This is a genomic window from Kitasatospora sp. NPDC127035 (assembly GCF_042726075.1).
In the GTDB taxonomy this organism is placed as follows: domain Bacteria; phylum Actinomycetota; class Actinomycetes; order Streptomycetales; family Streptomycetaceae; genus Kitasatospora.
Genome location: NZ_JBHXDN010000022.1, coordinates 1 through 22,073, shown reverse-complemented (window position 1 = coordinate 22,073; position 22,073 = coordinate 1). Strand labels below are relative to the sequence as shown.

The following is a 22,073-nucleotide window of genomic DNA, read 5'->3' as shown; positions in this document are numbered from 1 at the left end:
GCCTGCGTGAGCGAGCTCCCGCCGCCACCCCGGGGACTCCGGGACGCCCTTGCCCACCTGCTCCGCTCGCAGGAAGGCGACCCGCTCCCGCAGGACCTGGCGGACGTCCTCTGGATCTCCCGGCTCGCCGGTCTCGATCCGCTCGCCGCAGGCGCCGACCCGGCGCCGAGGCCCGCCCCGTCGGCGCCCGTCCGACCGGAGCCCCCGGCCGGCGAACCGTCGACGGGGCGACCGGCCGACCCGCCGGCCGGGCCCCCGGACCGTCCGGACCCGCGTTCCGGCCCCACCGCGGCGCTGCACCCGCTCGGCAGCGCCGGCGCGGCGGGCACGCCCGGCACCGGCGGCGGCCACGTCGTCCGGGTGCCGCAGCCCGCCGCACTCTCCGGGGGGCTCGCCCTGGCCCGGGCCCTGCGCCCGCTACGCCGCCCGGTCGACGGAACCGGCCGGGCGGTCCTCGATGAGGAGGCCACCGCCGAGGTGACCGCCGAGACGGGTGTCCTCCTGCCGGTCTGGACGGCGGCGCAGCGACCGTACTTCTCCGTCGACCTGCTGGTCGACACCGGCGCCACCATGGCCGTCTGGCACGGTCTGGCCCGCGAGTTGGGCACCCTGCTGGAACGCCACGGCGCCTTCGCGGACGTCCGGTGCTGGGCGCTGGACACGAACCGGCCGGACCCCGTCCTGACCCCGTTCCGCCGGCGCCGCCCCGGGCCCGGCCGGACCGCGCCGGCCCCGGCGCGGAACTGGTCCCGCCCGCTCAGGGATCCCACCGACCGCCGCATCCTGTTCGTCCTCACCGACGGGGTCGGACCGGCCTGGTACGGGGACGGGCTCCCGGCCTTCCTGGCACGGACGAGCGCCGGCCGGCCGGTCGCCGTCCTCCAGGTACTGCCCCGGAGGCTGTGGCACCGGACGGCGCTGCGCACCGCCCCCGTCGAGGCCCGCGCCTCCGTCGCGGGCCGGCCCGTCCCGGTGTTCCGTTCGGACGCCGCCCTGCCCGGGATCCCGCGCGGGGCGGGCGGGGCGACCGCCCGGGCCGGCGTCCGGTGGCTGCCCGTGCTGGAGGTCGACGCCGACTGGCTCGCCCCCTGGGCCGAACTCACCGCGGGCCGGAGCTCCGGCTGGACACCGATGCTCGCCGCACCGCTCGGTGGCGTGCCCCGGCCACGGCGGCCGGTCCGGGCCCGCGACGAGGAGGTCACGGCGGCCGAGCGGGTCGCCCGGTTCCGTGCCGGCGGCTCGCCCACCGCCTACCGGCTGGCCTGCCACCTGGCGGCGGCGCCGCTGAGCCTCCCGGTGATGCGGCTGGTCCAGCGGGCCGCCGTGCCGGAGTCCGGGCAGACGGACCTCGCGGAGATCTTCGTCTCCGGGCTGATCGAACCGTACGACGGTGTGATCGACCGGGAGGCGGAGCCGGACGACCAGGTCTACGACTTCCGGGCCGGGGTGCGTGACCTGCTGCTGACCGAGCTGACCCGGGGCGAGTCGGTGCGGATCCTGGAACAGGTGGTCGCCAAGGTGTCGGGGCGGATCGCCGCCACCTTCGGCGGTGTCCTCGACTTCCGGGCCCTCGCCGCGGCCGGGGAGCCGGACGGCACCGGCCTGCGACTGCCCGCACGGAGCCTGCCGTTCGCCGAGGTCGCCGTGGCGGTGCTCGCCGGCGCCGGCGGCCAGCACGTCGCCCTGGCACGGACGTTGGCCACCGCCCTGCAGCGCACCCCGCGCGACGGGGCGATCCCGGCGCCGCGCCGCGAGCCGTCCCTTCTGCTCCGCCGGGACCGGCTGAACCCCGTACGCCCGGTGGTGACCCCGCCCGACCCGCCGACCATGATCGGACGCACGTCCCCGCTCGCCGCCGTCGCACGGGCCTTCGGCACCGCCGGGGCAGGAGAAGCCGTACGGCCAGCGTCCGCCCCGGACCGGCCCGCGCTGGTCGTCGTCGTCGGCCGCCGGGGCACCGGTCGGCGCCGGCTCGCCCAGGAGTACGTCCGGCGCCACGGGGACCGCCACTCGTTCACCCACTGGATCGACGCGGTGAGGAGCGACACCGCCGAGCAGGGCCGCGAGCAGCTGTGGGCGGCCCTCTCCGACGAACCGTCCGACCGGAGGCTCGGCACCCTGTGGGAGGCCCTGGGCCGGCACCGGGACTGGCTGCTCGTCCTGGACGGCGTCCCCGAGTCCGCATGGACGCGACCGGACCCGGATTCCGGCGTCTCCCCCCTCCCGCTCCTCGTTCCCTCGACCGGGCGGGGCTGCGTCCTCGTCACGACCGACGCGATCGGCCGCTGGCACCACCCGGACGCCACCGTCGTCACCTTGGAGGACCTCACCGACGAGGAGATCCTCGACGAGCTCCACGCACGGTGGCGTGCGGCCCGTGGGACTCCGACCCCGTCGCAGGCGGCCCGGATCGAACACCTGGCGCAGCGGCTTCCGCGCCTCCCCGACACGCTCGCCGGGTACGACATCGACGCGGAGCTGGCCGCCGTCGCGGCGTTCCGCGACCACCGGACGGCACCGCCCGACGAGCACACCGGCCCGGACGAACCCTCCGGGCCGCCGACGGTCGAGGACCGCGCGGCCACCGTCCGCCTCCCTCCGGCCGACTCGCCGCTCCTGTCCGCGCTCCCCCCCAGGTCCCCCGTCTTCGTCGGCCGGGACAAGGAACTCACCCACCTGCTCGACCTCCTGACACCGCCGCCCCCCGGCGACCTTCCCGCCCGGCGGGTCGCCCTGGTCGCGGGGCTCCCCGGCGTGGGCAAGTCCGAGCTGGTCCTCCAGGCCGCCGGCACCGTCCGGGACCGCGGGTGGTTTCCCGGCGGGGTGCTCCACCTCGACCTCGGCGGCAACCGGACCGATCCCGGGACGATCCCGGAGCAGGCGTTGGACACACTCCTCCGGGCACTCGGCGTGTCGGCCCGCCACATCCCCGCCGGACTACCGGAGCGCACCCGCCTCTACCGGAGCCTGCTGAACCTCCTCGCCGACGGGCGTGGACCTCTCCTGCTGGTGCTCGACAACGCGACCGGATCCCGGCAGGTCGAACCGCTCCTGCCGGCCGACGGCTCGCACGCCGTCCTCGTGACGTCCCGCCGCTCGCTGGTGATCGACGCCCGCCGCCACGACCTAGGCCCCCTGTCCCCCACGGCGTCGGTCGCGCTGCTCCACGCCAGGATCCGGAACGCCCGCGGACCCGCCGACACCCGTGTCCAGTCCGAGACCGGCCCGGCCCTGAATCTCGCCCGGCTCTGCGGCGGCCTCCCGCTCGCACTGTCCGCCTGCGCGAGGATCCTGGCCGCAACGCCCTCCCGCTCGCTGCGCTCCCTGGCCGCGGACCTCTCCGACCAGGGGCTCGGCCTCGCCGGGTTCGAGACCGTCAGGGCGGCCTTCGACCAGTCCTACACGGAGCTGTCCGATCCTCAGGCCCGGCTCTTCCGGCTCCTCTCCGTGCATCCGGGCCCCGAACTGTCCACCACGGCCGTCGCCCGCCTCGCCGACACCAGCGAACGCACGGCGGACCGGCTCGTGGCAAACCTGGCCGAGGTCCACCTGGTCCAGCCCGGTGCGGGCTGGGGCCGCTGGCGCTTCCACGACCTGATCCGGCTCTACTCCCTCCAGCAGGGCGAGGCCCACGCCGGCGCCGACGACCGCGACGACGCCCTCGCCCGCCTGCTGGCGTACTACCGGACCACCGCGGGCGCCGCCGCCACGCACCTCGACGGCCGGACCGCCGCACCGTCCCCGCGCTTCACCGGCTCCGAGCAGGCCCGCGCCTGGCTGGAGGCCGAACGCGAGAACCTGGTCGGTCTGACCGTCGCGGCGCCGGGATCCGGCGACCCGGACGTCACGCTCCGGCTCGCGCCGTCGCTGACCGGCTTCCTCGTCCTCGGCCGGTACTTCGACGACCTCGCGGCCGTCGTCGACGCGGTCGTCGGCATCCAGCGGCGCAGGGGCGACCACGAGGCGCTGGACGCCCTGAGCAACCGGCTCGCCAACGACCTGCGGACCGCCCTGCAGACCGATACCGTCGACTACCGGGCCAACCCCGGGTACGACCGGGTCGTCCGCCTGATCAGCAGCATCTCGTCCGTCGCCGACCGCGTGCGGACCAAGGTCCCCGGCACCGAGGTCCGCGGCCGGCTCTACCTGTCGGTCCCCTTCGACGAGAAGGACGAGGCCCAGAAGGAGGTCGGGGCCCGCTGGGACCAGAGCGCCCGCCTCTGGTGGACCGTCCCCGAGAACAGGCTCCGGGCCGCGCGGTGGCTGCCCCCGACGGCCGGGAGCGCCCCGCGGGCCGGCGGGGCACCGGACCTCACGCCGCTGGGTCTCGCCGTCGAACTGAAGATGTACCGGCCGAGCGGCGAAAGCCGAACCGACTTCGCCCGCGCAGAGAGGACGGTCCGGGAGCTGCTGCTCGACATCATCGACGCCGCTTCCATCGAGGGGAGCGTGGAACAGCCGCGTTCGTCGTTCGGGGCGGATCTCCTGGTCACCCTCGCCGCCACGGCCGACCCCGTCGCAGCGGCCGGACTCGTCATCGCGGGGCTGGCGTCCGGCCTGGACCGCATGCAGCTGGCGCTGACCGAACCGTGGCCCCACCTCGTCGGCGTCACCGTCTTCTCCGGTCCGGCACCGGCCCGGGCGCCCGGGGCGGAGGCCATGAGGGCGCAGCTCGTCGAGGCCGACCACAGCCGGACCTCGGACCCCCTCGCGGTCCTGTCCGTCTCCGGGCCGGTCCTGGAACTGATCCGGGAGCGGCTCGGCGGCCAGTGGAGCACCGGCTTCACCGAAGTCCCCCCGGCCGGGGCGGATCCGCGTACGGGCGGCACGACCCACACCTTCACCGGCAGCACCCTGCTCCTGGGCCGGGCCCTGGCCGGCTCCGCGGGGGGAGACCGGCCCGGCCCGTGGTGACGGGCCCCGGCCGCTGCGCGACCGGTCAGCCCTCGGCGGTCAGGCCAGCCGCTCGATCAGTTCGGCGGCGAGCGGAGCGGCGGAGGCGGGGTTCTGGCCGGTGACCAGGTTGCGGTCGACGACCACGTGCGGGGCCCACGGCTCGCCCTCCTGGACCAGGACGCCGGCCTCGGTGAGGCGGTCCTGGAGCAGCCACTTCGCCCGGTCCGCGAAACCGGCCTGGGTCTCCTCGGCGTTGGTGAACGCGGCGACCCGGTAACCGGCGAAGGCGTTGGCGCCGCCCGCCGTCGTGGCGGCCAGCAGGGCGGCCGGGCCGTGGCAGACCACGCCCAGCGGCTTGCCCGAGGCGAGGGCGTCGGCAAGCAGCCGGCCGGAGACCGGGTCGACCGCGAGGTCCTCCATCGGCCCGTGGCCACCCGGGTAGAACACGGCGTCGTAGTCGTCCGCACGTACGTCCTCCAGCCGGACCGGACGCTGCAGCCCGGTGAACGCGGCGAGGGTCGCGGCGACGTGGTCGGCGCCCTCCTGGCCACCGTTGACCTCGGGGGCCAGGCTGCCCCGGTCCACGGTCGGGACGACCCCGCCCGGGGTGGCGACGGTCACCTCGTGGCCCGCCGCCCGGAACGCCTCGTACGGGGCGGCGGCCTCCTCCGCCCAGTAGCCGGTGGGGTGCTTGGTGCCGTCGGCCAGCGTCCAGTGGTCGGCGCCGGTCATCACGAAGAGGATCTTCGACATCGGGTTGCTCCGAAGGGGTTCAGAGGGAAGGGGTTCAGGGGGGAGCGGACCCGGGTGTGACGGGGTGACGCTCCGCGGTTCCCGACGCGCCGGGCCCGGACCGCCCGTGCGGCGACGGGCCGTCAGCGCGGTGACGAGATCGACAGTAGGGCGGCGTCGCGCGCGGGACCAATGGAGAATCCGATGTCCGGTATCGGGATCCCGATGGCCGCCGGGGGCCACTCCCGCGCGGCCGACAGAGCGGCCGCGCCGGCCGTGGCGGCCGTCCTGCTCAGCGCGTCCGCGACGGCGTGCGACGCCCTCGACACACCGGCCTCACCTCCGGGGACCGTCGCGGCCCTCGCCGTGACCCCGGCCGTACCCACTCCGCCGACGACACCCGCGACGGCCCCCGCCACAGAGCCCCCGGCGGCTTCCCCGACGCCCCGCCCCACGGAGCCCGGGAGCGCCCCGACCGCGAGCGCCCCGGCCGGAGGCACCCCGTCGGCGGCGGACGCGGGCGGGGGCGCCGACTCGCCCGGGCGGCACGACGGCAGCGCCTACGACAACCTCTCGCCCGAGGGCAAGGCGGCCCACGGCACCCAGAACTGCGCGCAGATCCCCGGGAAAGGGCAGCTGCAACGAACCGCACCGCAGGTGCAAGGAGCACGGCGCCACCGCGACCTCCGCCGCCGGTGCGGCACTCACCTGCCGGACGGCCTCCTGGGACGGCCGTCTGGGCTGCCTGGCCGCCGGGGAGTGATCCCGCGACCGGGGCCCCCGGCCGGGCGAGGACCGCGCCGGGGGCCCCGGACCGGCATCCGTCAGCCCGTGCAGGTGGTGGCGGGCTTCTCGTCCAGGAAGCCGTACTTGAGGAGGGAGGACACGTAGTACGGGTCCGCGCCCAGCTCCGCGGGCTTCAGGGCGGCGTCCTCCTTCAGCCACTGCTGGACACCGCCGCCGGGCTGGGCGAAGGCGGCCGCGATGTGCCCCTGAAGGACCTTGAACTCCTTCACCACCACGTAGCAGTGGTAACTGTCCTGGGGCACGCCCTGCGCGTCCGGGATCGGGTTGAGGCTGTCCGGCGGGATCGCCCGCGCGGAGTACGCGGTGCCGGCCGTGGACAGGTAGCGCCCGCCGGCGGATCCGAAGCGGTCGAGCTTCGTGTCCTTCGGCACCGTCGCCACGGCCTGGTCGACCGTGCCGTTGACCTCGCGGAACCCGTCCGCCGCCGGGTACTTCCAGTCCAGGCCGTCGCGGTACCAGGAGAGGAACTGCTGGGGCGTCAGCCCGCCGAAGCGGTAGTAGCCGTTGAGCAACTTGCCGACCGGTCCGGTCGGCAGGGTCCGGGGGCCCAACTCCTTGAACCCGCAGTAGAACTTCTTCTTGTCGTCGTCGGTGGGCCGGTACTGCTCCCTCGGACAGTCCGTGGGCTCCGCCTCCACGGAGGCCACCGCGGCGGCGGCGCTCTGGGTGGCGGCCGTACCCGTCACCAGCAGGGCTGCGGCCATGGAGAGGGCGGCAAGGGTTCGAGAACGCATGGAGCGATGCCTCCGGGTGGTGGTCAGAGACCAGGGTCGGCGCGGGAGCGCGGAACGGCTCTGTCAGCACCGGAAGTTACACATCACCACGACATCACTTCGTGGGCGAAACGCTCCGGCGCCCACCCTTCACCCGTTCGGCAGCTCGGGCCGACGGGACCGGCGCGAGCACGTGCGGAGGCCGTCCGGGCCGGGCCGGGCCGGTGGTCGACCGGGCGGGCGAGCGACGAGCCCCCCGGGCCGGGCCGCCGGTCGACCGGGCGGGCGGGCGTGGCGGCCGGCGCGCCGATCTCGACGGTGCCCCCGCTGTTCGTCCTCGCCCTGCCGGGCAGACACATCGTGGGGCCGCACCGCTCAGCCGTCCCGCTCGCGCCCGCTCACGCCGTTCCACCGATGGGAGCACCCGCCATGGCAGATCCCCACCCGTCCGACCCCCACCCGCCCGCCGCCGTCCCCCGGTTCCCGGCCGGCTTCCTCTGGGGCGCGGCCACCTCCGCCTACCAGGTGGAGGGCGCCGCCGCCGAGGACGGCCGCACCCCGTCGATCTGGGACACCTTCTGCCGCGTCCCGGGCAGGGTCCACCGGGGCCAGACCGGCGACGTCGCGACCGACCACTACCACCGCTACCGCGGCGACGTCCGGCTGATGGCCGAACTCGGTCTCACCGCCTACCGGTTCTCGGTCTCCTGGTCGCGCGTCCGACCCACCGGGCGCGGCCCCGCCTCACAGCGCGGTCTGGACTTCTACCGCCGCCTCGCCGACGAGCTGCTCACCGCCGGGATCACACCGGTCGCCACGCTCTACCACTGGGACCTGCCCGAGGAGTTGGAGGCGGCCGGCGGCTGGCCGGAGCGCGCCACCGCCGAGCGGTTCGCCGAGTACGCCGCGCTGGTCGGCGAGGCCGTCGGCGACCGGGTCCACCGGTGGACGACCCTCAACGAGCCCTGGTGCAGCGCCTTCCTGGGGTACGGCTCCGGCGTCCACGCCCCCGGCCGCACCGACCCGGTGGCCGCCCTGCGCGCCGCCCACCACCTCAACCTGGGCCACGGCCTGGCCGTCCAGGCCCTGCGCGCCGCTCTGCCGGCCGGGGCCCTGCTGTCGGTGGCGCTCAATCTGCACGCGGTGCGCCCGCTCACCCCGTCCGCGCCGGACCGGGACGCGGCACGCCGGATCGACGCCGTCGGCAACCGCGTCTTCCTCGGGCCGATGCTGGAGGGCGCGTACCCCAAGGACCTGCTGGACGACACCGCCGGTCTCACCGACTGGTCCTTCGTCCGGCCCGGCGACCCGGCGACGGTCCACCAGCCGTTGGACTGGCTGGGCGTCAACTACTACACGCCCACCGTGGTCTCCGCGACCACCGAGGGGACGGAACCCGCGCGCCAGGACGGCCACGGCGGCGGCCAGGTCTCCCCCTGGCCGGGCGCGGACCGGGTGGGCTTCCACCGGGCACCGGGCGACGTCACCGCGATGGACTGGGCGGTCGACCCGTCCGGCCTGCACGAGCTGCTGACCGGGCTGGCCCGGCGGTACCCGGGGCTGCCGCTCGCGGTCACCGAGAACGGCGCGGCCTACGAGGACGAGGTCGGCGCGGACGGCGCGGTCGACGATCCCCACCGCGCCGCCTACGTGCGCGCCCACCTGGCGGCGGTGCACCGGGCCGTCACCGACGGCGCGGACGTGCGCGGCTACTTCCTGTGGTCCCTGCTGGACAACTTCGAGTGGGCGTACGGGTACGAGAAGCGGTTCGGGCTGGTCCACGTCGCCCCCCGGACCCTGGCCAGGACCCCGAAGTCCAGCGCCCACTGGTACGGGCGGGTCGCCCGCAGCGGCGAACTGCTCCCCCTCGACGGGGCGTAGCCGGCTCCCGGCCTCCGGTCCCCGACCTCCAGGGCCGCGACGGCCGGGCACGGGCCGGCCGGGGTCCTCTCACGGACGGGCGGGCACCAGGGCGGCGAGGACCCGCCGGGTCTTGCTCTCGGGGTTCCCTGAGAGCAAGACCCCCCGGTCCCGCACGGCCGATTCGAGCTTCCGCTGCTTGCGCGCGACCCGTTCCGCGAACGCGTCGGGTTCCTCGTCCTCCTTGGGCTTGACCCGGATCGAGACTTCGAGGAAGTCCAGACCGCCGACCGCCCACCGCTCCAGGTCGGCCTCCAGGTCGTCGAGCGGCACGTCCTCGCCCTTGGTGGAGGCGATCGGGCCCAGTGCGACGAGTCCGTCGATCCGCACGCCGGGTGCGCACCCGCGGAGGAACTCCCGCTGCCGGACGCCGAGCGGTGCGGCGGTGTCCGCCCCGGGCGCCACCGCGTCCAGCAGCGCCGCCTGCGGGTGCGTGCCCGTCGCGGACGCCGCGAGCGTCCGGCGACTCCCCGCCAGGTCCTCCTCGATCCGGTACTCGAACGACTCCTCCTCGAACGGGCGGGTGAACGGCCCGACCAGCTGTTCCCCGGTGCACGGGCGCAGCTTGACGGTCAGCTCGTCCGGGGTGTCGCCGCTCCGGAGGCGCACGATCACCCCGCCGTCCAGCAGGGGCAGTCGTCCGTCGGCGACGCCGTCGCGGTCCTCGGCGAACCAGATGAGTCGCTTCCGCGTACCGCCCCGGGGTTCACCCAGGGCCGCCAGGGCCTCCTGGACGTCGCCGTCGACATTGACCTTGATCTCGACCGGAAGGATCATCACCTTGCTCCCGTCACGCACCGTCACACGTCGCCGGGAGAGGCCGGTGCCGGGCCGGGGTCGGGCTGTTCACGGGACACGCCCGGAGGCTCGGTGACGATTCCCCCGCGCTCACGCAGCCGCACGGTTCCAGGATATCCGCGCCGCCCTGGACCGCAGTTCGGCGGGCCCGGGGGCCCTGCGTCGCGGGCCGCCGCTGCTGCCGCCCCGGGCCCGGCGCTGGTGCAGGCGGGTGGCGCGCGGCCGTCCGGCGTGAGGGCGGAGGCGATCGGGGGCAGGCGTCCCTCATGGTGCAGATCGGATACACGATGATGACCGAGCAGCGAGCCCCCCGTGACCTGGTCGCGGACGTGGTGCGCGCCGAGCAGGCCGGGTTCGACTTCTCGGTGATCTCGGACCACTACTTCCCCTGGCTGGACGAGCAGGGCCACGCGCCCTACGCCTGGGCGGTGCTCGGAGCCGCCGCGCAGGCCACCTCCCGGATCCCGCTGATGACCTACGTGACCTGCCCGACGTTCCGGTACCACCCGGCGGTGGTGGCCCAGAAGGCCGCCACCCTGCAGCTGCTGTCCGAGGGCCGCTTCCGGCTCGGCCTGGGCAGCGGGGAGAACCTCAACGAGCACGTGGTCGGCCAGGGCTGGCCGAGCGCCACGGTGCGCCACGCGATGCTCGCGGAGGCGGTGGAGATCATCCGGGCGCTCTTCGACGGCGGGTACGTGACCCGGCACGGCCAGTACTTCGACGTCGAGGGCGCGCGACTGTGGGACCTTCCGGACCTGCCGCCGCCGATCGGGGTGGCGGTGTCCGGGCCCGCCTCCGGGAAGCTGGCCGGCCGGCTGGCCGACCTGGTGATCGCCGTCGAGCCCGACCCGGCCCTGATCGCCGGGTTCGCGCGGCACGGCGGGGCCGGCAAGCCCGCGGTGGGCCAGTTGCCGGTCTGCTGGGACCGGGACCGGGACGCCGCCGTACGACGGGCGCACGAGCAGTTCCGTTGGTTCGGCGGCGGTTGGAAGGTCAACGCGGAACTGCCGGGCACCGCGGGTTTCTCGGCCGCGAGCCGGTTCGTCCGGCCCGAGGACGTCGCCGAGGCCGTTCCCTGCGGCGACCGGGTCGAGGACTTCGTGGAGGCGGTGCGCCCGTTCGTGACCGCCGGGTTCGGGGAGGTCGCCCTCGTCCAGGTCGGCGGCGAGAGCCAACCGGCTTTCCTCGACTGGGCCGAGGGCACGCTGCTGCCGGCGTTGCGCGCCGCGTTCTGAGCGCGGCGGCCCGGGGGGCGCCCGGCGGGTCGCGGGGCCGGGGGCCACGGCGCCGGAGGCTTCCGGGGCCGGGGGCTGCCGGCTCCCCGGCTACGGAACGTCGAACTCGGCCCAGACCACCTTGCCGGGGCGGCCGGCGAGCGGCGCGTGCCCCCACCGGCCGACGAGCAGCGCGACGGCGTGCAGGCCGTGACCGCCGAGCTGTCCGGGCGCGTGCGGCACGCGCGGCCGGGGCGGCGCGTCGGAACCGTCCAGCACCTCGATGCGGAGGATGTGCGCGGTGGCGGACAGGACCAGCTGGTCCGGCCCCCCGGCGTACCGGCAGGCGTTGGTGACCAGCTCGGAGACGACGAGCAGCACGTCGTCGGCCCGCGCCTGCTGATCGGGGTCGGTGGTCGGCAACCAGCCCCAGTCCTCCAGGGCCGACCGGGCGTGGTCCCGGCAGCGCCCGACCACCCCCGGACCGCCGCCCGGGGTCAGCCTGCGGGTCTGCCCCGTGGCCGGAAGCCCGGACAGGACCGGCCGGCTCATCGTCCGGTACTCACTGATGCTCATCTGTCCTCACTCCGACGCGACCCTTGCGACCCTTGCGACCCCCTGCGGCACCCTGCGACCGGAGGGACCGGGTGACGCGCCCGGCCCGCCGACCACGGCCCGCCACCCGCGGGGGTCTTGTGCCCCGAGGTGCTCCGGAAACACCGCCCGGTGACCGGCCGGGCGCGTCGCGGGACCCGTCGCGGGGCCGTCGCGGGGCCGTCGCCCGGCACGGCCGGCACGGCCGGCGGTGCAGCCGGGGACGGGGCGAAAACGGTCGCCGCCACCGAAACACCTCCGAATCGTGGAGGAAAAGTGAAGATCGAGTGGTCATCTGGCAAAGGTAGGTCTGTTCGGGTCGAGGCCGGGCACGTGAGTCCCGTCGTCACCCGCGAATGATCATCAGCAGAGGAGAGAGAGCATGCCGACCGTCGTGTCCCGCCCTTCGACCACTGCCCGCACCCACCGCCCTTCGGCCCCCGGCGCGGTCGGACCTGTCTCGACCGGTGACGAGGTGACCTGCCCGGCCGACCTCGCCCGGGTCGCCGAGCAACTGGGAATCGCCGCCACCCTGCCCTCGGCCACGTGCCCGGCCGACGCGCGCGAGCTGTCCAGGGCGCTGTTCGCCCGGCTGCGCGCGGCCGAGGAGGGCACCGCCGAGTACTCGTACGTGCGCGGCACCCTGATCGAGCTCAACATGGCGCTGGTGAAGTTCGCGGCGAGCCGGTTCACCCACCGCAAGGAGCCGATCGAGGACATCGTCCAGGTCGGCACGATCGGCCTCATCAAGGCCATCGACCGCTTCGACCCGTCCTTCGAGGTCGAGTTCTCCACGTTCGCGCTGCCCACCATCAGCGGGGAGATCAAGCGGTTCTTCCGTGACACCGGCTGGATGGTGCACGTGCCGCGCCGCCTCCAGGAGCTTCGCCTGGTGCTGGCCAAGACCAGCGACGCCATGGAGCAGGTGCTGGACCGCGTCCCCACCCCCGGCGAGCTGGCCGCGCACCTGGACCTCACCGAGGACGAGGTGCGCGAGGGCCTGATCGCCTCCCAGGCGCAGAGCGCCGGCTCCCTCGACGCCCCCGCGCCCGGCAACGGCGGGGCGGACGGGGGCGACGCGCTGGGCGACCGGATCGCGCAGGAGGAGAGCGCCTACGAGACCGTGCTCTGCCTGGAGACCCTCAAGCCGCTCATCGCCGCCCTGCCCGAGCGCGACCGCACCATCCTGTCGCTGCGGTTCGGGGCCGAGCTGACCCAGCTGGAGATAGGCCGGCGGCTGGGCATCTCGCAGATGCACGTGTCCCGGCTGCTCACCCGCATCCTGTCCGGTCTGCGCGCCGAGCTGCTGGCCGAGGCCTGACGGCGCCGGGGGGCGGCCCACCGTCCCCCCGGGCGTGAAACCGCGATCCGCGGGCAGGCGCCCACCATGAGTGGCGAACAGATGGAGAGGGAACGGAAGTACGACGGCGGACGGCCGCTCCGGCGGTTCGAGGACCTGCCGGGCGTCGCCCGGGTCGTGCCCGGCGAACCGCACGACCTGGACGCCGTCTACTACGACACCCCGGACCTGCGGCTGCTGCGCCGGCGCATCACCCTGCGCCGGCGCACCGGCGGCAAGGACGCCGGCTGGCACCTCAAGCTGCCCCGTGACGGGGACACCCGCGAGGAGATCGCGGAACCGCTCGACGCCGGTGCACCCGGCCAGGTGCCGTCGGCACTGACGCCGAGGCTGGCGGTGTTCGTGCGGGGCGGCGCGCTCGCACCCGTCGCGCACCTGCACACCCGCCGGCGCCGCGAGCTCCTGCTCGACACGGCGGGGACCACGCTCGCCGAGATCGCCGAGGACCGCGTCACCGGCCAGGTCTTCGACCGGCCGCGGACGCCGCGCGGGAGCGGCTCCGCGCCCGGCGCCGGCCGGGCCGCCGGCACCCCCACCCAGCTGACCGCCTGGACCGAGACCGAGGTCGAGCTGGCGGAGGGCGGCACCGCACTCCTCGACGACGTCGAGGCCGCGTTCACGGCGGCGGGCGGGAGCCGCTCCCGCTACCCGTCCAAGCTCGCCCGGGCACTGGACGAAACCCGGCAGCAGGCCCCGGACCGGGTGCCACTGCGCCCCGGAACGCCCGGCGCGGTGGTGGGCGCCGCCCTCCGCGAGCAGGTCGGGACACTGATCGCGCTGGACCCGCGGGTGCGCCTGGACGAACCGGACGCGGTGCACCGCATGCGGGTCGCGGCCCGGCGGCTCCGCAGCCTCCTCAAGGCCCACCGCCGGCTGTTCGACCGCGGGCGCGTCGAGGAACTGGCCGCCGAGCTGCGGTGGCTCGGACGGTCGCTGGGCCTGGCGCGGGATCAGGAGGTGCTCGGCGAGCAGCTGGTCGCCGCAGTGGACGAGCTGCCCCCGGAGGTGCCGCGCGGCGACCTGCGCGCCCGGCTCGCGGCGCGGTACGCCGACCGGTACCGGGAGGCATGGGAGCACGCGGTGACCGATCTCACCACCCCGCGCTACTTCGCCCTCCTCGACGCGCTGGAGGCCTTCGCCGACGATCCGCCCCTCACCGGGAAGGGCCGCGGCGGCGACGCCGCCGGGCAGCTGTCCCGCGCACTGCGCCGGGAACAGCGCCGGACGGTGGAGCGGCTCGACGCCGCGCTCGCGACCGCCCCCGGGCCCGAGCGCGACGGCGCGTTGCACCATGCGCGCAAGGCGGCCAAGCGGGCCCGCTACACGGCGGACAGCGTCCGCCCGGTCTCCGCCGGGCGCGCCGAGAGGTTCTCCCGGCGGATGAAGGCCCTGCAGCGGGCCCTCGGGGACCACCAGGACACCGTGATCGCCCGCGGGGCCCTCCTGGACGCGGGGACCGGGCCCTCGGACGGTGACGCTCACGCGTTCGCCTACGGGGTGCTGTACGGACTCCGGCGGGACGCCGCCCGGGCGGCCGAGGAGCGCCTGCCCGACCTGTACCGCCGGGCCCGCGGGCGCAAGCTCACCGACCTCGGCTAGCCGGCGGCGGGCAGCTCGTCGATCACGGTTCTCCGGCGCGTGACCGCCCCCGGACGGCCCCGGTCGGACGTGGGCCCGGTCACTTTCCGTCGGTGCTACGGGAGTCGCCCTCGGCCGAACGGGTGCGGTACGGTCCGGAACGGTACGGACAGGTGCCTGACACGGCTTCGGCGCGGCCCTTTGGTCGGACGTGCGGCCGGATCGGGTGTTGACTGCGACGGGCCGTGCGGCCTGTCGCCCTACAGAGGAAGGCGACGTCCTCGATGGCTGGCACGACGAAGCCCCAGGCTCAGCACGCGGCCGACGGCGGCACGGCGCAGGTCGGTGAACCGGATCTGCGGCGCCTCCTGGCCGGGCTGACGGCCGTGCGCGACGGAGACTTCGGCACCCGCCTTCCCGACGACGCCGACGGCCTGTTGGGCGAGATCGCCACCGTGTTCAACGGCATGGTCGACCAGCTCTCCCTCTTCACCTCCGAGGTGACCCGGGTCGCCCGCGAGGTCGGCACCGAGGGCCGGCTCGGCGGCCAGGCCGAGGTGCCCGCCGTGTCGGGGACGTGGAAGGACCTGACCGACTCGGTCAACGCGATGGCCGGCAACCTCACCAGCCAGGTCCGCGACATCGCCCAGATCGCCACCGCCGTCGCCAAGGGCGACCTCTCGCAGAAGATCACCGTCACCGCGCGCGGCGAGATCCTCGAACTCAAGAACACCGTCAACACGATGGTCGACCAGCTGTCCTCCTTCGCCGACGAGGTGACCCGGGTCGCCCGCGAGGTCGGCACCGAGGGCATCCTGGGCGGCCAGGCCGACGTCAAGGGCGTGTCGGGCACCTGGCGCGACCTGACCGACTCGGTCAACTTCATGGCGGGCAACCTCACCGCCCAGGTCCGTTCCATCGCCCAGGTGGCCACCGCCGTCGCGGAGGGCGACCTCTCGCAGAAGATCACCGTCACCGCGCGCGGCGAGATCCTCGAACTCAAGACCACCATCAACACGATGGTCGACCAGCTGAGCGCCTTCGCCGCCGAGGTCACCCGGGTCGCCCGCGAGGTCGGCACCGAGGGCAACCTCGGCGGCCAGGCCACCGTCCGGGGTGCCTCCGGCACCTGGAAGGACCTCACCGACAACGTCAACGTGATGGCCTCCAACCTGACCGGACAGGTCCGCTCCATCGCCCAGGTGGCCACCGCCGTCGCCAAGGGCGACCTCTCGCAGAAGATCAACGTGGAGGCCAAGGGCGAGGTCGCGGCGCTCGCCGGCGTCATCAACACGATGGTCGACACGCTCTCGGCCTTCGCGGACGAGGTGACCCGGGTGGCCCGCGAGGTCGGCACCGAGGGGACGCTCGGCGGGCAGGCACGGGTCCCGAACGTGGCCGGCACGTGGAAGGACCTCACCGACAACGTCAACTTCATGGCGCACAACCTCACCAGCCAGGTCCGCAACATCGCCCAGGTGACCACCGCCGTCGCCCAGGGCGACCTCACCCGCAAGATCGACGTCGACGCACGCGGCGAGATCCTGGAGCTCAAGACCACCATCAACACGATGGTCGACCAGCTGAGCGCCTTCGCCGCCGAGGTCACCCGGGTCGCCCGCGAGGTCGGCTCCGAGGGCCGGCTCGGCGGCCAGGCCGAGGTGGAGGGCGTCTCCGGCACCTGGAAGCGGCTCACCGAGAACGTCAACGAGCTGGCCGGCAACCTCACCCGGCAGGTCCGCGCCATCGCCGAGGTGACCGGCGCCGTCGCCGAGGGCGACCTCACCCGCTCGATCACCGTGGACGCCTCCGGCGAGGTCGCCGACCTCAAGGACAACATCAACTTCATGGTGGAGTCGCTCCGCGAGACCACCCGGGCCAACGACGAACAGGACTGGCTCAAGTCCAACCTGGCCCGGATCTCGGCCCTGATGCAGGGCCGCCGCGACCTCGCCGTCGTCGCCGAACTGATCATGGACGAGCTGACGCCCCTGGTGTCCGCCCAGTACGGCGCCTTCTACCTCGCGGAGGACAGCGGGGACACGACCGTCCTCAACCTGATCGGCTCCTACGCCTTCCCCGCCGGCTCGACCCCCACCCGCTTCAGGCTCGGCGAGTCCTTCGTCGGCCAGGCCGCGCGCAGCCGGCGCACGATCGCCGTCGACTCCCTGCCCGCGGGCTACGTGACCATCTCCTCCGGCCTGGGCCGGGCCGAGCCCGCCTCCCTGATCGTGCTGCCCATCGTGGTCGAGGGCCAGGTCCTGGGCGTCATCGAGCTCGCCGCCGTCCGCGACTTCACCTCGGTGCACCGCGCCTTCCTCGACCAGCTGATGGAGACCATCGGCGCCAACGTCAACACGATCGTCGCCAACTCCCGCACCGACGAACTGCTCGGGGAGTCCCAGCGGCTGACCGCCGAACTCCAGGTCCGGTCGGAGGAGCTCCAGGCCCGTCAGGAGGAACTGCAGTCCTCCAACGCGGAACTGGAGGAGAAGGCCGCGCTCCTCGCCGCACAGAACCGGGACATCGAGACCAAGAACCTGGAGATCGAACAGGCCCGGCAGGAGCTGGAGGACCGCGCGCACCAGCTGTCGCTGGCCTCCAGCTACAAGTCGGAGTTCCTGGCCAACATGAGCCACGAGCTGCGCACCCCGCTCAACAGCCTGCTCATCCTCGCCCAGCTGCTCGCCCAGAACCCGACCAGGAACCTGACGGCCAAGCAGGTCGAGTACGCGGGCATCATCCACTCCGCGGGCTCCGACCTGCTCCAGCTGATCAACGACATCCTCGACCTCTCCAAGGTCGAGGCGGGGAAGATGGACATCACCCCCGAGCGGATCCCGCTGCGCAAGCTGCTCGACTACGTCGAGGCCACCTTCCGGCCGCTGACGAGCCAGAAGAGCCTGCGGTTCACGGTCGAGACCGCGCCGACGATGCCGGCGGAGCTGCTCACCGACGACTACCGGCTCCGCCAGGTGCTGCGCAACCTGCTCTCCAACGCGGTCAAGTTCACCGAGAAGGGCGGCGTGGAACTGCGGATCGAGGTCGCGGACCACGCGCACGTGCCGGAGGTCGCCCGCCGCGACGACGGCCCGGTGATCGCCTTCCACGTCGTGGACACCGGGATCGGCATCGAACCCCAGCACCTGGAGAGCGTCTTCGGGGCCTTCCAGCAGGCGGACGGCACCACCAGCCGCAAGTACGGCGGCACCGGGCTGGGTCTGTCGATCAGCCGCGAGATCGCCTTCCTCCTCGGAGGTGCGATCACCGCGGACAGCGTGCCCGGCCGGGGCAGCACCTTCACGCTCTACCTGCCCGCCTCCCGGACCGACTTCGTCGAACTGAACGCCCAGAACTCGCGGACGGCGCTGGAGAGCGGTACCGGCGAGGCCGCCGGCGCAGCGGACCGGGTCGAGACCCCGGCACCCGCCGCGCCGCCGGAGACGGTTCAGCCCAAGCGGCTGCTCGTCATCGAGGAGCGTCCGCGCGGCCTGCTGTCACTGGTCGCGGAGAGCGCCGTCGCCGACCTCACCGGCCCCTCCGGCCTCGGCGACCCGCGCACGACCGTGGAGGTCACCACCACGGTGAGCGCCCACGAGGCGGCGGCGACACTGGCCTCGACCCCGTGCCACTGCGTGGTCCTGGAACTCGACCTGCCCGGTGGCGCGGCCCTGGACTTCCTGGAGGAGATGGCGCGGGACGCCGCCCTGCACGGCGTGCCGGTCCTCGCGCACAACAACCGGCGGCTGGGCGCCGAGCAGGAGCGTCTCCTGCAACAGCGGGCCACCCTGCAGCCGCTCGAACTCCTCTCCAGCCTGGACGAGTTGCGCGAGCGCATCGCCCTGCACCTGAGCGCGGACCAGCCCGGTGACGTGCTGCCGCTGGTACGGAGCGGGGATCCCGCCGTCGCGCTCGCCCAGGACGTCGACGGCTCCCTCGCGGGGCGGACGGTGCTGGTCGTCGACGACGACGACCGCAACCTCTACGCGCTGACCGGGATCCTGGAGCTGCACGGCATGCGGGTGCTGCAGGCCGAGAACGGACGCGCGGCGATCGAGGCCCTCACCGCGCACCGCGGCATCGACCTGATCCTGATGGACGTGATGATGCCGGAGATGGACGGCTACGCCGCAACGGCCGCGATCCGGGCGATGCCCGAGCACGCGGACCTGCCGATCATCGCCGTCACCGCCAAGGCCATGGTCGGAGACCGGGAGAAGAGCCTCGCCTCCGGCGCCACCGACTACGTGACCAAGCCGGTCGACGCGCTCGACCTGATCGCCCGCGTCGAGCGGTGGCTGCGGCCGTAGCCGCCCGCCGTGCCGGTGGGACGCACCGCGACGCCGAACGACCACGCCAGCGGAGGAGACACCATGCACGACCCCCGACAGCCCCGGGACGCCGAAGAGCAGCCGCTCCCGCAGGCCGGGCGCGGTCCGGCCGCGGTGTCCGGGGCGGCAGCGGAGCCCGGGCAGGCAGCGGCGTCGGGCCAGGTCGCGCGGGCGGTCGCCGTGCCGCCCTCCGTCGTGTCGCCGCGTGAACCGGCGGACGGGCCCGCCGGCAGGACGTCCCTGCCGGCGGCCGGCAGCACGGTGGGCCGGCTGACGTCGACCGTCGACCGGCTGCGCCGCGAACTCACCCGGGCCCACGCCCAGGCGGACGGCCGGGCGCTGGTCGAACTCGCCAAGGGGATCCTGGTGGAGCGCCTGGGCGTCTCCCCCGCCGAGGCCGGCCGCCAGCTCGACACGCTGGCCGACCGTTCCACGCTGTCCGTCCTGGACCTGGCGGCCGACCTCGTCAACCAGGCCTCGCACGACCGGATCGCCGACGTCGCCCGCGAGTTCATGGCCTCCGCGGGCGAGCCGTCCCTCGGCGTCCGGCTGCGCAGCGCCGAGACGGGGATGCTGGGCGCCTCCGACGTCCAGGCCGTGGCGCAGTCGGTGCTGGAGCACGCGCTCCGGCCGCTCGGCGCGCAGGCGGTGGCGATCTGGGCGGCCAACTCCGACCAGTCCCTGACGCTGGCGGGCAGCGCCGGATTCGCCGACGAGGAGGCGGCGCGCTGGCGCCACGTCCCGCCGGGCGTCCCCGTTCCCGCGCGCCGCGCACTGACCGAACGGGCCTCCGCGGCCTACGAGTCGCTCGCCGCGGCGGGGCTCCCCTCCATCGGACAGCGGGAGTTCGGCGGCGGCCGGCTGGCCGTGCCCGCCGGGGCGGGCGGCCGGATCACCGGCGTCCTGGAGGTCTGCTGGAGCGGCGACCTGCCGGCGCCGTCGCAGTCGCTGCAACGGCAGTTCGAGGCCCTGGCCGAACTCTGTGCCACCGCCCTGGAGTCGCACCCGGCCACCGGGAACGGCGACGGCGTCGACCCGCAGACGGCCGACCTGCTGGAACTCGTCCAGGGCCTGCACGACCCCTGCCTGGTCGTGCACCCGGACCTCGACGCGGCGGGCCGGACGACCGACTACCTCATCAAGCACCTCAATCCGAGCTTCGAGGACTTCGCCGGCCGCCCGCGCAGCGCCATCCTCGGCGCCCGGCTGCTGGAGGCCTACCCGCTGGCCGCCGAACCGGGCGGCCTCTTCGAGAAGATCGAGTACGTCCTGGCGACCGGCGAGTCGTTCCGCTCGCCGGGGATGAACCTCTCCGCCCTGGTCGACGGCGTCCCGCTCACCACCCGGGCCAGCGTGAGCATCACCCGCTGCGGGGCCGGCGCGGTCGTCATCTGGCGGACCGAGGACGGCGCCGCCCGCGTCGCCAGCCTGCTGCAGCACGCCCAGCGCCTCGGCCGCATCGGCGGGTTCGAGGAGAACCTGCACACCGGCGAGATCGCCTGGAACGAGACCCTGTTCGACCTCCACGGCCTGCCGCCGCACGCCGACCCCATCCCGCTGGACCACCTGGCGGCCCACGCGCACCCCGACGACGAGCACACCATCGGCCGGTTCCTGCGCACCCTGCTGCACCACCGGCGCCCCGCCTCCACCGCCTTCCGCCTCCAGCGGGCCGACGGCATCGCCCGGCACATCCGGGTCGTCGCCGAGCCCGTCCTCGACGCCGACTCCCGCATCACCACCGTGCGCGGCGCCTACCAGGACGTCTCCGCCCAGCACTGGACCGAGGTCGCGCTCGCCGCCACCCGCGACCAGCTCGCCCACACCGAGCAGCAGGCCGCCGAACGCAACCGGCTCGCCCTGCAGTTGCAGCACGCCATCATGCCGCCGAGCCGCGGCCCCCTGGAGCTGCACGACCTGCGGGTGGGCGTGCGCTACCGGCCCGCCGAGAAGGACCACCTGGTCGGCGGCGACTGGTACGACGCCCTGGACCTGCCGACCGGCCAGGTCCTCCTGTGCGTGGGCGACGTCGCCGGGCACGGCATCGAGGCCGCCACCGGCATGGTCGCCCTGCGCAACGCCCTGCGCGGCCTGGCCGCCACCGGCGCCGGCCCGGGCCAGCTGCTGGGCTGGCTCAACACGGTGACCCACCACCTGACCGACAACGTCACCGCGACGACCGTCTGCGCCCTGTACGACCCCCGGACCAGGACCCTCCGCTGGGCCCGGGCGGGCCATCTGGCCCCCATCCTGCTGCGCGACGGCCGGGCCACCGAGCTCCCCACCGTCTCGGGGATCCTGCTGGGCGCCATCGACCAGGCCGACTACGAGGAGGGCGAGATCCGGCTCCGCGCCGGGGACACCCTGATGATGTACACCGACGGCCTGATCGAACGCCGGGACCGTTCCCTGGAGGAGTCGCTCGACGACCTGCTGTCCATCGCCGGGAAGTCGGGCGGGCAGCCGGAGCTCGAACGCCGGCTCGACCACCTCCTGAGGTACAGCAGTTCCGACACCGACGACGACACCTGTCTGATCGGGGTCACGGTCTGCTGAGCCGGTCCCGTCCGGTGCGGCCCTGAGCGGCGCCGCCTCGAACGGTGCCGACCTGTTCGTCACGGCCGGCAGGTGTGAGGTCCGCGGTTCGGGGCAGCCGAGGGTCGAGAACGCGTCGGCCGGGAACAGCTCGGCGGGCACCGGGAGAAAGGGAACCGACATGAGCAGCATCGACATCTGGGAGTTCCGCTCGACCTCCGGCCACGTCGCCGGCACCGACCTGGTGGGCTTCCACGTGGAGGCGACGGACGGAGCGATCGGCAAGGTCGACCGGCACTCCCCGGAGGCCGGCTCCGAATACCTCGTCGTCGACACCGGTCCGTGGATCTTCGGCAAGCACGTCCTGCTGCCGGTCGGCACCATCGTCCGGGTCGACCAGGAGGACGAGAAGATCTACGTGGACCGGACGAAGGCCGAGATCAAGGACGGCCCGGAGTTCGACCGGGAGAAGCACGAGGACGCCGACCTCGGGTACCGCGAGGCGTACGGCAGCTACTACGGCCCGTTCTACAGTCGCCCCATCATCTGACCTCCGGTACGCGGACGGGCGGTGGCCACCGATCAGGGTGGCCAC

At 74.5% G+C, this 22,073-nt stretch carries 12 protein-coding genes; 8 read left to right on the top strand and 4 right to left on the bottom strand.

Going from position 1 to position 22,073, the window contains the following annotated elements; translation table 11 throughout:
• Positions 1-6: 6 nt before the first annotated feature.
• The gene (locus ACFWIC_RS17565; protein ID WP_380519260.1) at positions 7-4,914 is read left to right on the top strand and encodes an SAV_2336 N-terminal domain-related protein; all 4,908 of its coding nucleotides are present in this window, start codon (positions 7-9) and stop codon (positions 4,912-4,914) included.
• Positions 4,915-4,953: 39 nt separating this feature from the next.
• On the opposite strand, the gene ACFWIC_RS17560 is transcribed toward ACFWIC_RS17565, so the two are convergent.
• Both ACFWIC_RS17560 and ACFWIC_RS17555 read right to left on the bottom strand, forming a co-directional pair.
• The gene (locus ACFWIC_RS17560) at positions 4,954-5,649 is read right to left on the bottom strand and encodes a type 1 glutamine amidotransferase domain-containing protein (protein WP_329951147.1); all 696 of its coding nucleotides are present in this window, start codon (positions 5,647-5,649) and stop codon (positions 4,954-4,956) included.
• Between the two features lie 803 nt (positions 5,650-6,452).
• Positions 6,453-7,169 (bottom strand): TNT domain-containing protein, encoded by a 717-nt coding sequence (locus ACFWIC_RS17555; RefSeq protein ID WP_380519258.1) that lies wholly within the window; start codon positions 7,167-7,169, stop codon positions 6,453-6,455.
• Positions 7,170-7,577: 408 nt separating this feature from the next.
• Between ACFWIC_RS17555 and ACFWIC_RS17550 the strand changes: the two genes are divergently transcribed.
• Positions 7,578-9,029 (top strand): GH1 family beta-glucosidase, encoded by a 1,452-nt coding sequence (locus tag ACFWIC_RS17550; protein ID WP_380519256.1) that lies wholly within the window; start codon positions 7,578-7,580, stop codon positions 9,027-9,029.
• Positions 9,030-9,098: 69 nt separating this feature from the next.
• Here ACFWIC_RS17550 and ACFWIC_RS17545 read toward each other — a convergent pair whose 3' ends face one another.
• Positions 9,099-9,845: a hypothetical protein gene (locus ACFWIC_RS17545; protein WP_380519255.1), complete on the bottom strand. Its 747-nt coding sequence runs from the start codon at positions 9,843-9,845 to the stop codon at positions 9,099-9,101.
• A 287-nt stretch (positions 9,846-10,132) separates the two neighbouring features.
• On the opposite strand from ACFWIC_RS17545, the gene ACFWIC_RS17540 reads away from it, so the two are divergent.
• Positions 10,133-11,101: an LLM class F420-dependent oxidoreductase gene (locus tag ACFWIC_RS17540; protein WP_380519253.1), complete on the top strand. Its 969-nt coding sequence runs from the start codon at positions 10,133-10,135 to the stop codon at positions 11,099-11,101.
• Positions 11,102-11,191: 90 nt separating this feature from the next.
• Here the strand turns inward: ACFWIC_RS17540 and ACFWIC_RS17535 are convergent, their stop codons facing one another.
• The gene (locus ACFWIC_RS17535; RefSeq protein ID WP_380359565.1) at positions 11,192-11,656 is read right to left on the bottom strand and encodes an ATP-binding protein; all 465 of its coding nucleotides are present in this window, start codon (positions 11,654-11,656) and stop codon (positions 11,192-11,194) included.
• A gap of 400 nt (positions 11,657-12,056) precedes the next feature.
• Here ACFWIC_RS17535 and ACFWIC_RS17530 point away from each other — a divergent pair, with 400 nt between their 5' ends.
• From ACFWIC_RS17530 to ACFWIC_RS17510, 5 genes are all read left to right on the top strand, one after another.
• Positions 12,057-12,995, top strand: coding sequence for a SigB/SigF/SigG family RNA polymerase sigma factor (locus tag ACFWIC_RS17530; RefSeq protein ID WP_329881754.1), 939 nt, complete (start codon positions 12,057-12,059; stop codon positions 12,993-12,995).
• Between the two features lie 66 nt (positions 12,996-13,061).
• Positions 13,062-14,633 (top strand): CHAD domain-containing protein, encoded by a 1,572-nt coding sequence (locus ACFWIC_RS17525; protein ID WP_380519252.1) that lies wholly within the window; start codon positions 13,062-13,064, stop codon positions 14,631-14,633.
• A 263-nt stretch (positions 14,634-14,896) separates the two neighbouring features.
• Positions 14,897-18,922, top strand: coding sequence for a HAMP domain-containing protein (locus ACFWIC_RS17520; RefSeq protein WP_329951156.1), 4,026 nt, complete (start codon positions 14,897-14,899; stop codon positions 18,920-18,922).
• A gap of 63 nt (positions 18,923-18,985) precedes the next feature.
• Positions 18,986-21,499 carry a SpoIIE family protein phosphatase gene (locus ACFWIC_RS17515; RefSeq protein WP_380519250.1) on the top strand — a complete coding sequence of 838 codons (2,514 nt, stop codon included), beginning with the start codon at positions 18,986-18,988 and terminating at the stop codon, positions 21,497-21,499.
• Positions 21,500-21,659: 160 nt separating this feature from the next.
• Positions 21,660-22,028 carry a PRC-barrel domain-containing protein gene (locus tag ACFWIC_RS17510; RefSeq protein WP_329951158.1) on the top strand — a complete coding sequence of 123 codons (369 nt, stop codon included), beginning with the start codon at positions 21,660-21,662 and terminating at the stop codon, positions 22,026-22,028.
• Positions 22,029-22,073 lie beyond the last annotated feature (45 nt).